Origin of the sequence: Streptomyces sp. NPDC085931 (assembly GCF_044540565.1) — a bacterium.
GTDB lineage: Bacteria > Actinomycetota > Actinomycetes > Streptomycetales > Streptomycetaceae > Streptomyces.
The window spans coordinates 466148-479157 of the sequence record NZ_JBITSK010000004.1 but is presented as its reverse complement, the minus strand read 5'-3'; the positions used below and the strand labels follow the sequence as shown (position 1 = coordinate 479157).

The following is a 13010-nucleotide window of genomic DNA, read 5'->3' as shown; positions in this document are numbered from 1 at the left end:
ATCGGGGGATGCAGATGAACAGCGTTCCGCAGCACCTGCTGAGCGAGGACCGCCAGGAATACGAGCGGGTCCTCGATGAGGCGCTGCGCTCCGCACCACACCGCCCGGACCTGGCCGCCGTCGGACAGCGGCTCAACTCCGAACAGCTGCGCACCATGGCGCTGAACGCCACCGCGCTCATCACGGCCGCCGCGTCGGCCGAGTACCAGCACTACGTCAAGGTCCGCGACGAACTCCGCCAGCCGGCGTCGTCGAGCTCACCGTCCGTGCGCGAGTCCGGTTCCGGCGAGCCGGGCGCGAGCGGCTCCGGGCTCGCCGCCACCATGGGGGAGGTCGCCGCCGAGACCGCCGGCGCGGGCGCCGTCGCCGTCGTGGCCGTTCTCGCGCCGGTCCTGGCCGGGACCGCCGCGGCGATCTTCCTGCTCGTCGGCTACATCCTGCAGATGCTCGACCCGGAGCAGGGGTTCGCCCGGACCATGCTCACCACGGGCTGGGTGTTCGGCGCCGTGACCGCGGTGGCGATCCTCGTCGCCGCCGTGGGACTGCTGCTCACGGCCCTGCGCAACAAGCCGACGGCCGAGAACGGTCCGCACGACGCACTGCGGCGGGAGGTGGAACAGGCCAGGCAGGCCTGGCGGGACGCGCTGCTGGAGCGCGGCATCCTGCCCTTCCTGCGGGAGGCCCTCGCCGATCCGGGCGCGGCCGCCGCGCTGCACCCCACGCCCGCCCCCGCGCCGGTCAGCCGCATGCCGCACCTCGGCTACGACCGTCCGGGCTTCACCAGCCCGGACGAGGGCAGCCACGGCTCGCGGCCGAGCTTCAGCAGCCCGGACTACACCAGCCCGGACTTCGGAGGACCGGAGCACCAGCCGGAGTAGCCGCCGGGGCCGGCGCCCGCGGCTTGCGCTTGCCCAGCGGGGGCGAGCTGTCCGGAGGCGCGAGCCGGTCATCCCGGCAGCCCGGTCCTCATCGGCGTCGGAGGACCTGAGCCTCGACCCGCTCGACCGTACGGCGGCCGGAGGCAAGGGCTGCTGGAACAGCACGGCGGAGACCATGCCGGGCGTGGCGCCCATGACGCCGTCGACCACATCGATCCCATCCGGCTGTGACCCCAGGGATCTCGGGCCGGGCCGGGCTCCGCCGTGCTGTTGTCCGTGCCGCGGTCGTCAGGCCCCGGTCAGTCGGCGATCGGCAAGTACACGCGGTTGCCGCTCGCCGCGAACTCCTTCGACTTCTGGGCCATGCCCTCCTCGATCTCGCTCCGGCTGCCGCCGTGTTCACGGCGGATGTCCTGCGAGATCTTCATGCTGCAGAACTTCGGGCCGCACATCGAGCAGAAGTGGGCCGTCTTGGCGGGTTCCGCCGGCAGGGTCTCGTCGTGGAACTCCCGGGCCGTGTCCGGGTCGAGGGCCAGGTTGAACTGGTCCTCCCACCGGAACTCGAAGCGGGCGTCGGACAGGGCGTCGTCCCACTCCTGCGCCCCCGGGTGTCCCTTGGCCAGGTCGGCGGCGTGGGCGGCGATCTTGTAGGTGATGACGCCGGTCTTGACGTCGTCGCGGTTCGGCAGGCCCAGGTGCTCCTTGGGCGTGACGTAGCAGAGCATCGCCGTGCCCCACCAGGCGATCATCGCGGCGCCGATGCCGGAGGTGATGTGGTCGTACGCCGGCGCGACGTCCGTGGTCAGCGGGCCGAGCGTATAGAACGGGGCTTCATCGCAGATCTCCTGCTGAAGGTCGATGTTCTCCTTGATCTTGTGCATCGGGACGTGGCCCGGGCCCTCGATCATCGTCTGCACGTGGAAACGCTTCGCGATCCGGTTGAGTTCCCCGAGCGTCCTCAACTCCGCGAACTGCGCCTCGTCGTTGGCGTCCGCGATCGAGCCGGGCCTGAGGCCGTCACCGAGGGAGTAGGTGACGTCGTAGGCGGCGAGGATCTCGCAGAGTTCCTCGAAGTTCTCGTAGAGGAACGACTCCTTGTGGTGCGCGAGGCACCAGGCGGCCATGATCGAGCCGCCGCGCGAGACGATGCCGGTCTTGCGGTTCGCCGTCAGCGGCACGTACGCCAGGCGCACGCCCGCGTGGACGGTCATGTAGTCCACGCCCTGCTCGGCCTGTTCGATGACGGTGTCCTTGTAGATCTCCCAGGTCAGCTCCTCGGCCCGGCCGTCCACCTTCTCCAGGGCCTGGTAGAGCGGCACGGTGCCGATGGGGACGGGGGAGTTGCGCAGCACCCACTCGCGCGTGGTGTGGATGTTGCGGCCGGTGGACAGGTCCATGACCGTGTCGGCGCCCCAGCGGGTCGCCCAGGTCATCTTCTCGACCTCCTCCTCGATGGAGGACGTCACGGCCGAGTTGCCGATGTTGGCGTTGACCTTCACCAGGAACCGCTTGCCGATGATCATCGGCTCGATCTCGGGGTGGTTGACGTTGGCCGGGAGCACCGCCCGGCCCGCCGCGATCTCGTCGCGCACGACTTCCGGGGAGACGTTCTCCCGGATGGCCACGTACTCCATCTCGGGGGTGATCTCGCCGCGGCGGGCGTACGCGAGCTGGGTGACGGCCTTGCCGTCCCGGCTGCGGCGCGGCTGGCGCGGCCGTCCCGGGAAGACGGCGTCGAGGTTGCGCAGGCCGCCACGGGGTGAGGTGTGCTTGATGCCGTCGTCCTCGGGGCGGACGGGGCGGCCCGCGTACTCCTCGGTGTCGCCGCGGGCGATGATCCAGTTCTCGCGCAGCGGCGGCAGGCCCCTGCGGACGTCGGTCTCGACGAGTGGATCGGTGTACGGGCCGGATGTGTCGTACAGCGTGACCGACTGCCCGTTGGTGAGATGCACCTGACGGACCGGCACGCGCAGGTCGGGGCGGGTGCCCTCGACGTATGCCTTGTGCCAGCCGATGGACTTCCCGGCCTCCGCGGACTGTCCGTCCTGGATGGAGGCAGGCGTGCGTACGTCCTTGTTGGTCATGAGACCTACTCCCTACGCCGGCATTACCCGGTAACAGGTTCGGCGGTCGACGCAGCGGCTTCCGTCTGCCGACGTTCCGTGTGAAACATCACTCGACTTCGGTGATGTTTCATGTGAAACATCGCTGGGACGGAGGTCAGCGCCCTCTCAGCCCGGTGCTCCGAGCTCCCGCGTGTACAAAAAGGTGCCTCCACGCTAGCGGCAATCTTGGCGCGGTGAACAGAGGGCCCCCGTCGTTCTTGCGATGATCGGTCGGTGACCACGACACAGCGTCCCCCGTACCCTTCGCCCGAACCGCCCCGCGGATCCGGCGCCGGACACGGCAACGGCCCTGGTGACGGCCGAGAGGCCGCCGCCGGGCACGGGCCTGCCCAGGGGGCGGCCCGCGGGCCTGCCCGGGGTCAGGAGCGCGGGTACGGGCCGGACTCGGCTTTCGGTGATGACCGTTTCGGCGCCGCGGCCTCCGGTGCGGCTTCCCGTACGACTACCGGCACGGCTACCGGTACCCCTTCCGGTACGGCCTCCGGGCGAGAGAACGGCGGGTACGCGCCGCGCGACGGTGGCCCGTTCCGGGCGGGCGACGATGGTCGCTACGGGCCGGGCGACGGCAGGCGTTCCACGCCCGGCGGCGGTGGCGGTGGCGAGTACGGGTCGGCCGACGGCGGTGACTACGGATCGGCCGGTGGCGGTTACGGTCACGGCCACGGTGGCGGTGGCCGATTCCGTCCGGGCCCCGGTGACCGCCAGGGCGACGGTGCCGGTGGCGGCTACGGCCCGGGCTCCCCGGGACCGGGTTCCGGCCCCGGGGGCGGTGGGCAGGGCCCCGGTCCGGGCGGCGGTGGTCACGGCGCCGGCGGAGGCGACGGGCACGGCCACGGCTCCGCGTCCGGCGGCGGACATGGGCACGCGCACAGCCACGGTCCGGCCTCGCCCGTCTCGATGCATCTGCGCAAGGTCATCGCGGCGATCCTGATCCCGTTCGCGGCAGCGGTGCTGGTCGGTCTCGCCGTGCTGTGGCCCGGCGGCGCCCCGCCGCACGAGCGCACCGGCGTCGGTTTCGACCGGCAGACCCAGCAGGCCACGGTCACCGAGGTCGTGGACATCAGCTGCAAGGAGGCCGGTGCCTCGGGCGTCCCGCCGACGGGCGACACCTCCACCGCCGAGGGATCCTCCGCGGTACAGCAGGAGAACGGCACCTGCAAGCGGGCCACCATCCGGGTCGACAGCGGCAAGGACAAGGGCCGCACGTTCACGGAGATCGTCCAGCCTGACCAGTCCCGCCAACTGCGCGAGGGCCAGGAGGTCGTGGTCGCCTACGAGCCCTCGGCGCCCCGGGACCTGCAGTACTCCGTCACGGACGTGAACCGGCGGATGCCCCTCGCGCTGCTCGCCGGCATCTTCGCGCTCGCGGTGGTCGCCGTCGGCCGGCTGCGCGGGGTGATGGCCCTGGTCGCGCTGGCCATCAGCTTCCTGGTCCTGAACCTGTTCATCCTGCCCGCGATCCTCCAGGGCTCGAACCCGCTGGTCGTGGCGGTGGTGGGCGCGAGCGCCATCATGCTGATCGCCCTGTACCTGTGTCACGGCCTGTCCGCGCGGACGTCCGTGGCGGTACTGGGCACCCTCGTCTCCCTGCTGCTGATCGGCGTCCTGGGATCGGTGTTCATCGGCTGGGCCGCGCTCACCGGCAACACCGACGACAACACCGGTCTGATCCACGGGCTCTACCCGACGATCGACATGAGCGGTCTGCTCCTCGCGGGCGTCATCATCGGCTCGCTCGGTGTGCTCGACGATGTGACGGTCACCCAGACCTCCGCGGTCTGGGAGCTGCACGAGGCCAACCCGTCGATGGGCTGGCGCGGGCTCTACCGCGCGGGCATCCGGATCGGCCGCGACCACATCGCCTCGGTCGTCAACACGCTCGTCCTCGCCTACGCGGGTGCCGCGCTGCCGCTGCTCCTGCTGTTCTCGATCGCGCAGAGCAGTGTGGGCACCGTCGCCAACAGCGAACTGGTCGCGGAGGAGATCGTGCGCACGCTGATCGGTTCGATCGGCCTGGTGGCGTCGGTGCCGGTCACCACGGCCCTGGCCGCACTGGTGGTCTCGGCCGACCGCCCGGGCACGGAGTCCGCCGCGGAACCCGTCGCGGTGCGCGGGGGCAAGGGCCGGCGCCGCAAGCGCTGATCCCCCGGGGCGTGGAGCGGCAACGGAGAAGCGTTCCTGCACAGCCCGGCGGCACCCGGTGAAGCGTTCCTCCACCGTGCCGCCGGGCGAGGTCTCACCCGGCGCCCTGCTCCGCGAGGATGCGGTCGAGTGCCTCGTCGAGATGGGCGTCGAAGTCGGCGAGCGAACCCTCCTGGCCCAGCGGGACCAGCTTGTCCGTGCGGTCGAGGAAGGCGACCAGCGGCGCCGTGGACGACCGGAACAGCGCCTGGTCGCTGCCCACCTGAAGCCTGATCAGCACCTCGCCCAGGGAGTCCGGTTCGACCGGCGTGACCCGCACATCGCCCTCGCCGCACGGCCGGCCGACCCCGTCGATCAGCAACTCCCGCCCGAAAGCCCAGGTCACCGGGGCATCACCGGGCAAGTGAAAGGTCAGCCGCACGGCATAGGGATCACTGGTCTCATAGCGCAGCTCCACCGGAATGCGGAAGGAGAGCTCCTCCGACACGAGAAAGCTCATCATGACCTCTGCTTGCACGGACTCGCGCATCGATAACCCCGTCATTCGCCGTCGACTGGCCGGGTACGAACCTCTGACATCTGGTGGAATCTTGCTGAACGTACACAGCAGATCACAAGGAGTGAGTTTTCACATACTGATAGAGAGCGCGAGCGAGCCGAGCAGCCGCCCGATCTCGTGCTGCAACTGCCGGGCCGCGGGCAGCAGTCGGTCCGACTGGTGGGCGGGCAGGGAGATGGCCACCGTCGCGGCCGTGGTGCCCAGGGTCAGCGGGATCGCGGCGCACACCGTGCCCAGCGCGTACTCCTGACGCTCGATCACCGGTTCCATCCGGCGGATCCGCTCCAGGCGTCTCAGCAGGCTGTGGTTGTCCCGCACCGTGTACGGCGTGAGGGGCTGCACGGGGTAGCGGTCGAGGTGATCGCGGCGGGCCTCCTCGTCCAGCTGGGACAGCAGGCACTGGCCGATGGCGTGCGCGTGGCCCGTCTCGCGGAAGCCGGCCCACTCCTCGACCGCCGGATTGCCGGGGGTGTCGGAGACGCACATGACCTCGATCTCGCCCTCGCGGTACACCGCGTAGTACACGGGCACGCCGAGCGCGTCCCGCCAGCGCGCCAGGGCGTCGGCCACCGTGCTGCGACGTTTCTGCCGCGCTCCGCTGCTGCTCAGCAGCTCGACGGCCTCACCGAGGAAGAACAGGCCCTTGTCCCGGCGCAGATAGCCCTCGTGCACGAGGGTGCGCAGCAGGTGGTACGTCGTGGGCAGCGCCAGCCCGGTCTCGCGGGCCAGTTGCTTGGCCGGGGCGCCGTGTTCGTGCCGGGCGACCGTCTCCAGCAGGCGCATCGCGCGCTGGACGGATCCGATGAGGGTCGCCGGTGGCGGGGACGCGGGTGGGGAGGCCGCCGAACGGGGTTGCGCGGGAACGGTGTGGAGGTGGACAGGGGCGGTGTCAGCCGGGACCAAGGGTCACTCCCGAGGCGCGAGGGGGCAGCCCGTGCGGGGAACACGGGTGGGGGTGTACGCCGCTCGCGGGGATGTCCCCGCGTCGAGTTCCGGACTCTATTCGCCTGTCACCGCACGCAGACGGCCCGGAGGGGAAACTTCCCCCGGCCGAGGGAACCGGTGATTCCAGGCGTTTCCCGCTACCCCCACCGGTTTCCCACCGGTCTCACCAGTCGCTGCGCGACGAGGACCCCGCGGTGAACTTCCGTACGACGTAGATCAGTCCGCCCACCAGTGCCACGAAGACCAGCAGCTTGAAGAGCAGTCCGATGACGAAGCCCACCACGCTGGCGATCAGCCCTCCGAACACGACGAGAGCGATGACCGGCACCGCGATCCACTTCACCCACCACGGCAGTCCCGTGAAGATCTCTCGCATCGCCCTCGTCCTTACCTCTCCGCCCGTTCGAGTGCCGGGTCCTGTCGGTCCTTGCTGTGCTGCACTCGATGCTAGGTCCGGGACGGGGTGCGACGGGGCCCTCGCACCCCTTGTCCTCCCCTGACCGATCCCCTAGGGAACCCGGGGGCGGCCCCTCAGCTCTCCGGCGGGGAGAAGACCACCATGACCCGCAGGTCCTCGGTGATGTGGTGGAACTTGTGTGCGACGCCGGCCGGTACATAGACCACGCTGCCGCGTGCCACCTGCGTGGTCTCCATGCCCACGGTGATCGCCGCGCGGCCGCTCACCACGAAGTAGACCTCGTCCTGATCGTGCGGTTTCTGTGGATCCTGCTCGCCCGCGTCCAGCGCGTACAGACCGACCGACATGTTCCGCTCCCGCAGAAACTGCAGGTAGGCGCCATCGTTGGCGGCGCGCTCCGCCTCCAGTTCATCCAGCCGGAATGCCTTCATCGCCTTGTCCGCCCCTGCCTCTTGTGCCCGTGTCCGATCAGGTCTGCCACGATCAGACACATGAAGAATTTCCTAGTCAAGACGATCGCCAACGCGGGTGCCCTGGCGGTCGCCGTCTGGCTGCTCGACAAGATCACCCTGACCGGTGACAGCACGGGCAGGAAGATCGGCACCCTGATCGTCGTCGCGCTGCTCTTCGGCCTGGTGAACTTCCTGGTCAAGCCGGTCGTCAAGCTTCTCAGTCTGCCGCTGCTGATCCTGACGCTGGGCCTGTTCACCCTGGTCGTCAACGCCCTGATGCTGCTGCTCACCTCGTGGCTGGCCGACAAGCTCGACCTGAGTTTCCACGTGGAGGGCTTCTGGACGGCCGTCCTGGGCGGCCTGATCATCTCGGTCGTCTCCTGGGCGCTGCACGTCGTCCTGCCCGACGAGGACTGAGCCGCCATGACGTACCGCGTCTGTTTCGTCTGCACGGGCAACATCTGCCGCTCCCCGATGGCCGAGGTCGTCTTCCGCGCGCGGGTCGCGGAGGCCGGACTCGACGGCCTGGTCGAGGTGGACAGCGCCGGCACGGGCGGCTGGCACGAGGGCGACGGCGCCGATCCGCGCACGGTGGCCGTCCTGGAGGAGAACGGCTACACCACGAGCCACACGGCCCGGCAGTTCCAGCCGTCGTGGTTCTCCCGCCTGGACCTGGTGATCGCGCTCGATTCCGGCCACCTCGGAGCCCTGCGCCGCCTGGCGCCCACGGAACAGGACGCGCGCAAGGTCAAGCTGCTGCGCTCCTACGACCCCGCCGCCGGTGACGACCTCGACGTGCCGGACCCGTACTACGGGGGCCCGGAGGGCTTCGAGGAGTGTCTTGAGATGGTGGAGGCGGCGAGCACCGGTCTGCTCGCCGCGGTGCGCGAGAACATGGAGGGACGTGCGGCATGAACGATTCCGTGACGGGTGACCAGGGCGGAACGACGGACGACGCGGGCCGCACGGCCGCGGGCGCCGGCGACGGCACGCGCGCGGTGCGGGCGGGACTGCCCGAGGCGGTCAAGCACGAGCCCACCCTGCCCGGGCCCGTCTTCGCCGCCCACTTCCACCTGCCGGGCGACCCGACCGGCCCCTACACCTACGGCCGGGACGAGAACCCGACCTGGACGCTGCTGGAGCGGGCCATCGGCGAACTGGAGGCGCCGGGCGCGGACGATGCCGAGACGCTCGTCTTCGCCTCGGGCATGGCCGCGATCTCGGCGGTGCTCTTCTCCCAGCTGCGCGCCGGTGACACGTGCGTCCTGCCCGACGACGGCTACCAGGCGCTGCCGCTGGTCCGCGCCCAGCTGGAGGCCTTCGGCATCGAGGTGCGCACCGCGCCGACCGGGGGCGACGCCCAGCTCGACGTGCTGGACGGCGCCAAGCTGCTGTGGATCGAGACGCCCTCGAACCCGGGGCTCGACGTGTGCGACATCAGGCGGCTCGCCGAGGCGGCACACGCGCGTGGAGCGCTGGTCGCCGTCGACAACACGCTCGCGACCCCGCTCGGTCAGCGCCCCCTGGACCTCGGCGCCGACTTCACGGTGGCCAGCGGCACCAAGCAGCTCACCGGCCACGGCGACATCCTCCTCGGCTACGTGGTGGGGCGTGACGCCGGGGCCATGGCCGCCGTCCGCCGCTGGCGCAAGATCGTCGGCGCGATCCCGGGGCCCATGGAGGCCTGGCTGGCCCACCGCTCGATCGCGACGCTCCAGATGCGCGTCGACCGGCAGTGCGCCACGGCCCTGACGGTCGCCGAAGCGCTGCGCGCCCGTCCCGAGGTGACCGGGCTGCGCTACCCCGGGCTCCCCGAGGACCCCTCGCACAAGGTCGCCGCGCAGCAGATGCGGCGCTTCGGCTGCGTGGTGTCGTTCACGCTGCCCACGCGCGCGCGTGCCGACCGTTTCCTCGACGCCCTGCGGCTGGTGGACGACGCGACGAGCTTCGGCGGTGTGCGCTCCACGGCCGAACGGCGCGGACGCTGGGGCGGGGACGCCGTTCCGGAGGGTTTCGTCCGCCTGTCGGTGGGGGCCGAGGACCCGGACGACCTGGTGGCGGACCTGCTGCGCGCCCTGGACGCGTCGGCCGGCTGACCACCCCCGCGGGCGGTCCGGGCCTCCCCCCTCGTGGCTCGGACCGCCCTCCGGTTCCGCGCGCAAGAACCGCCTGACCAAGGCTAGTTGACTCTCTGTCAGTGTCCAATCACCGTAGCGACAGGGGCCTATCGACTTATTTATAGTTGGGCGCGGCCGGGGGGCCGGGAGCGGGGGCCGACGAGGGGAGAGTGCCGGTGGACCTGGCCTTGCTGCGGACCTTCGTGACCGTGCACCGGGCCGGCTCCTTCACTCGCGCCGCCGCCCTGCTCGGCCTCTCCCAGCCGGCCGTCACCTCGCAGATCAGGACCCTGGAACGGCAGCTCGGCCGCCCCCTGTTCCTGCGGCAGGCGCGCGGTGTGACCCCGACCAGCATCGGTGACGAGCTCGCCCACAAGGCCGCGCCGCACCTCGACGCCCTGGTGGAGATCGCCCAGACCGGTCTCCACGACGACTCCTCCTTACGGACGCTGCACCTCGCGGGGCCCCCGGAGTTCACCGCCGAACGAGCCCTGCCCGCGCTCACGGAACTCACCGGCGAGGACGGGCAGGGCTTCGCGCTGCGCGTCTCCTTCGGGAACGCCGAGGAGACCCTGGAAGGGCTTTCTGCCGGGCATCATGATCTGGCCATCAGCACGGCCCGTCCGCGGGGTTCCCTGCTCACGGCGACTGCGCTCTGCGACGAGGAGCACGTCCTGGTCGCCGCCCCGCGCTGGGCCGAGCGGATCGGCGCCGGGGAGCCGGACCGCAAGCCGGAGCCGTCCCTGGAGCAGGTGCCCGTGGTGGAGGTGCACGAGTCGCTGCCCTTCGTCTCCCGCTATTGGGCCTCGGTCTTCGACTCCCGCCCGGCCGCCCCGGGCACGGTCGTCGTCCCCGACCTGCGCGCGGTCCTCGCCTGTGCGACCGCGGGCGCGGGCCTGGCGGTGCTGCCGCGCTACCTGTGCGCGGAGGCGCTGGAGCGGGGTGACGTCGTCGCGCTGCACGAGCCGGCGGTTCCGCCCCTGCGGACGTACTTCCTGGTCGTCCGGACCGGGACCATGGCGATGCCGCACATCGCGCGGGCCCACGAGTGGTTGCAGCGGGCGGCGAGCGAGTGGTGCTGAGGGCGTGGCGAGCGGGCACGGCAGGGTCGCGAAGGCAGGCGGGCCGGGACTCGTGTGCGGGGGTTTCCGGGGCGCCGGGCCGCCTGGGGGCGACCCTTCACGCGGGGCACCCGGCCGGTGACATGTCGCGATGTTTCACGTGGAACCAGCCGGGCCACATTTCCCCCATGACCGTCCGACCCGTGGTCAAGCGCACCGCCCGCGCCGTTCTCCTGGACGGTGACGACCTGATCCTGATCAAGCGCACCAAGCCGGGCATCGATCCCTACTGGGTGACGCCCGGCGGCGGGGTCGAGCCCGACGATCCGACCGTCGTCCACGCCCTCCACCGGGAGGTGTACGAGGAGCTCGGCGCGAAGATCGCCGATGTGGTGCCCTGTTTCGTGGACACCGTGGAGCACATCGGGGAGGACGGCGGCGCGACCGGGGTGAAGGTGCAGCACTTCTTCGTCTGCCGGCTGGAGTCCATGGACACCTCCCTCCGCCACGGCCCCGAGGTCGACGAGCCCATCGGCACGTACGAGATCGTGCGCGTGCCCTTCACCCGGGTCGGCATCGCCTCCGTGCATCTCGTGCCGCTGTCGCTGCGGCACTACCTCGACGGCAACATCGAGGGCGTACGGGCCATGCACGCTCCCGACCTGGGGTGAGGCCGCGATGGGTCAGTCCCCCGCGGAGACCAGTTCCTCGACCGAGTCGTGCCGTATGCGGTCCGACGGGATGCCGCTGTCCCTCAGGGCGTGCACCCCGCTGCGGATCATTCCCGGCGGGCCCGAGAGGTAGGCGTCGTACTCGTTCCACGGTCCGTAGGCCCGTACGGCGTCCGGGAGCTGCTGGTGCGCCTGCTGGTCGATGATCGCGCGGACCGAGAGCCAGGGGTGGATCTGCTGGAGGCGGAGCATGGTGTCGATGTCGTACAGGTCGTGGTCGGTGCGGGCGCCGTAGAAGACCTCGACCGGACGGCGCTCCCCGTGCTCGGCGACGTCCTCGACCAGGGCCTTGATGGGGGCGATGCCGGTGCCGCCGCCCAGGCACAGCAGCCCGCTGTCCGTGGTGTGGTCGACGGTCATCGAACCGGCGGGCGGGCCCAGCCGGATGATGTCGCCGGGGCGTGCCCGGTGCACCAGGGCGTTGGAGACCCAGCCGGCCGGCACGGCCTTCACGTGGAACGACAGCAGACCGTCCGAGCGCGGCGCCGAGGCGAAGGAGTAGTGCCGCCAGATCCGCGGCCACCAGGGGGTCTCCACACTGGTGTACTGCCCCGCGAGGAAGGGATACGGCTGGTCGGGCCGGACGGTGACGACCGCGATGTCCGGGGTTCTGAGTTCGTGGCTGACGACCTCCGCGTACCACCAGGCCGGTGCCCGCAGTTCGTCGGCGGCCGCGGCGTCGATCATGATCTGCGAGATGGTGGTGTAGGCCCGGACCCAGGCGGCCTCCATCTCCTCGTCCCAGACTTCCGCGGCGTACTTGCTCAGCGCGCCGATGAGGCACTCGCCGACGGCCGGGTAGTGCTCGGGCCGGGTGCCGTACTTGCGGTGGCCCCGGCCGAGGTTCTGGAGGTAGTCGACGAGGACGTCGGTGTTGTCGATGTGCTCGGCGGCCGTGAGCAGCGCCCGGAGCAGCCGGTCCCGCTGGGTGTCCATCGATGCGGGGAACAGTGACCGCAGATCGGGGTGGCGGACGAAGAGCAGGGCGTAGAAGTACGAGGTGACCTTGTCGGCCACGGGGGCGATCTCGGCCATGGCACGGCGGACGAGGAGGGCGTCCGGGGAGGCCTCGGGGGCAGAGGGGGACGGTGCCGGTGCGGGCCGCTGTGCGGGCGCTTGGGGTGCGGCGGCAGGGGTCGCGGTGAAGGGCGCCGGGGTGAGCGCCGTGGGCGCGGGACCCGTCGACGGGGCGGTGGGCCGGCCCACCGGGCGTATCGCCGCCGGGCGGCGCCCTGCCGCGGGACCGGTGCGTTGCGCCGGGCCGGACTCGCCGGCAGGCTCCGGCTTCTTGCGGGGCGTGAACCATTCGCCCCCGCCGCCAGAAGTGCCGTTGTCGGCCGGCGTGGTGGTCGGAGCGTCCATGGTGTGCCTCGCCTCGAGCATCTTTCGGTCGGTCTGCGCACTTCCTGGTCGGAAGGTGCCTGCTTTCCCCCGTGGACGGGCTGTGTGCCCATCCCTGTCTCGGCCAATGCGGCCACATTCAATCGTTGATCCGGTTCCGTACGGACAAGTAAGGCGAGAGTGTGACATTGCCCGCAGCACTCTCTTCGAGCGTCCCACTCGCCTGGGCGGTTCTCGTCG

Annotated in this window: 13 protein-coding genes and 1 riboswitch; of the genes, 7 read left to right on the top strand and 6 right to left on the bottom strand. The window is 71.1% G+C overall.

What is annotated here, in order from left to right; all coding sequences use genetic code 11:
* Positions 1-8 precede the first annotated feature (8 nt).
* Positions 9-878, top strand: a complete 870-nt coding sequence (locus ACIGAN_RS10940) for a hypothetical protein (RefSeq protein ID WP_399856738.1) — start codon at positions 9-11, stop codon at positions 876-878.
* A gap of 299 nt (positions 879-1177) precedes the next feature.
* Here ACIGAN_RS10940 and thiC read toward each other — a convergent pair whose 3' ends face one another.
* A complete protein-coding gene (gene thiC, locus ACIGAN_RS10935) occupies positions 1178-2962 on the bottom strand; it encodes a phosphomethylpyrimidine synthase ThiC (protein WP_365736489.1) in 1785 nt (594 codons plus the stop codon).
* Positions 2955-3144, bottom strand: a riboswitch (TPP riboswitch). Its footprint overlaps the gene before it by 8 nt.
* A gap of 757 nt (positions 3145-3901) precedes the next feature.
* On the opposite strand from thiC, the gene ACIGAN_RS10930 reads away from it, so the two are divergent.
* Complete coding sequence (locus tag ACIGAN_RS10930) at positions 3902-5146, top strand: YibE/F family protein (protein ID WP_365088527.1); 1245 nt, start codon at positions 3902-3904, stop codon at positions 5144-5146.
* A 94-nt stretch (positions 5147-5240) separates the two neighbouring features.
* Here the strand turns inward: ACIGAN_RS10930 and ACIGAN_RS10925 are convergent, their stop codons facing one another.
* The 4 genes from ACIGAN_RS10925 to ACIGAN_RS10910 form a co-directional block, all read right to left on the bottom strand.
* Positions 5241-5675 (bottom strand): SsgA family sporulation/cell division regulator, encoded by a 435-nt coding sequence (locus ACIGAN_RS10925; protein WP_020271172.1) that lies wholly within the window; start codon positions 5673-5675, stop codon positions 5241-5243.
* A 99-nt stretch (positions 5676-5774) separates the two neighbouring features.
* Positions 5775-6509, bottom strand: coding sequence for an IclR family transcriptional regulator (locus ACIGAN_RS10920; RefSeq protein ID WP_365736587.1), 735 nt, complete (start codon positions 6507-6509; stop codon positions 5775-5777).
* Between the two features lie 304 nt (positions 6510-6813).
* Positions 6814-7026, bottom strand: coding sequence for a DUF5326 family protein (locus tag ACIGAN_RS10915; protein WP_094054830.1), 213 nt, complete (start codon positions 7024-7026; stop codon positions 6814-6816).
* Positions 7027-7181: 155 nt separating this feature from the next.
* A complete protein-coding gene (locus ACIGAN_RS10910; protein ID WP_365088528.1) occupies positions 7182-7499 on the bottom strand; it encodes a cupin domain-containing protein in 318 nt (105 codons plus the stop codon).
* A 60-nt stretch (positions 7500-7559) separates the two neighbouring features.
* On the opposite strand from ACIGAN_RS10910, the gene ACIGAN_RS10905 reads away from it, so the two are divergent.
* From ACIGAN_RS10905 to ACIGAN_RS10885, 5 genes are all read left to right on the top strand, one after another.
* Positions 7560-7937 carry a phage holin family protein gene (locus ACIGAN_RS10905; RefSeq protein WP_365088529.1) on the top strand — a complete coding sequence of 126 codons (378 nt, stop codon included), beginning with the start codon at positions 7560-7562 and terminating at the stop codon, positions 7935-7937.
* 6 nt (positions 7938-7943) lie between these two features.
* On the top strand, positions 7944-8435 hold the full coding sequence (locus ACIGAN_RS10900) for a low molecular weight protein-tyrosine-phosphatase (RefSeq protein ID WP_399856734.1): 492 nt from the start codon (positions 7944-7946) through the stop codon (positions 8433-8435).
* Complete coding sequence (locus ACIGAN_RS10895; protein ID WP_365736483.1) at positions 8432-9616, top strand: cystathionine gamma-lyase; 1185 nt, start codon at positions 8432-8434, stop codon at positions 9614-9616. Before ACIGAN_RS10900 ends, ACIGAN_RS10895 begins: the two co-directional genes overlap by 4 nt.
* Positions 9617-9813: 197 nt before the next feature.
* Complete coding sequence (locus tag ACIGAN_RS10890) at positions 9814-10719, top strand: LysR family transcriptional regulator (protein WP_399856732.1); 906 nt, start codon at positions 9814-9816, stop codon at positions 10717-10719.
* A gap of 167 nt (positions 10720-10886) precedes the next feature.
* Positions 10887-11369: an NUDIX hydrolase gene (locus ACIGAN_RS10885; protein WP_365088533.1), complete on the top strand. Its 483-nt coding sequence runs from the start codon at positions 10887-10889 to the stop codon at positions 11367-11369.
* A gap of 12 nt (positions 11370-11381) precedes the next feature.
* On the opposite strand, the gene ACIGAN_RS10880 is transcribed toward ACIGAN_RS10885, so the two are convergent.
* The gene (locus tag ACIGAN_RS10880) at positions 11382-12791 is read right to left on the bottom strand and encodes a globin domain-containing protein (RefSeq protein WP_399856730.1); all 1410 of its coding nucleotides are present in this window, start codon (positions 12789-12791) and stop codon (positions 11382-11384) included.
* Positions 12792-13010: the final 219 nt, after the last annotated feature.

Coding starts and splice junctions, on each gene's coding strand:
- ACIGAN_RS10940 (WP_399856738.1), top strand. CDS start 9: ATGCAGATGAACAGCGTTCCGCAGCACCTGCTGAGCGAGGACCGCCAG.
- thiC (WP_365736489.1), bottom strand. CDS start 2,962: ATGACCAACAAGGACGTACGCACGCCTGCCTCCATCCAGGACGGACAG.
- ACIGAN_RS10930 (WP_365088527.1), top strand. CDS start 3,902: ATGCATCTGCGCAAGGTCATCGCGGCGATCCTGATCCCGTTCGCGGCA.
- ACIGAN_RS10925 (WP_020271172.1), bottom strand. CDS start 5,675: ATGCGCGAGTCCGTGCAAGCAGAGGTCATGATGAGCTTTCTCGTGTCG.
- ACIGAN_RS10915 (WP_094054830.1), bottom strand. CDS start 7,026: ATGCGAGAGATCTTCACGGGACTGCCGTGGTGGGTGAAGTGGATCGCG.
- ACIGAN_RS10910 (WP_365088528.1), bottom strand. CDS start 7,499: ATGAAGGCATTCCGGCTGGATGAACTGGAGGCGGAGCGCGCCGCCAAC.
- ACIGAN_RS10905 (WP_365088529.1), top strand. CDS start 7,560: ATGAAGAATTTCCTAGTCAAGACGATCGCCAACGCGGGTGCCCTGGCG.
- ACIGAN_RS10900 (WP_399856734.1), top strand. CDS start 7,944: ATGACGTACCGCGTCTGTTTCGTCTGCACGGGCAACATCTGCCGCTCC.
- ACIGAN_RS10895 (WP_365736483.1), top strand. CDS start 8,432: ATGAACGATTCCGTGACGGGTGACCAGGGCGGAACGACGGACGACGCG.
- ACIGAN_RS10885 (WP_365088533.1), top strand. CDS start 10,887: ATGACCGTCCGACCCGTGGTCAAGCGCACCGCCCGCGCCGTTCTCCTG.
- ACIGAN_RS10880 (WP_399856730.1), bottom strand. CDS start 12,791: ATGGACGCTCCGACCACCACGCCGGCCGACAACGGCACTTCTGGCGGC.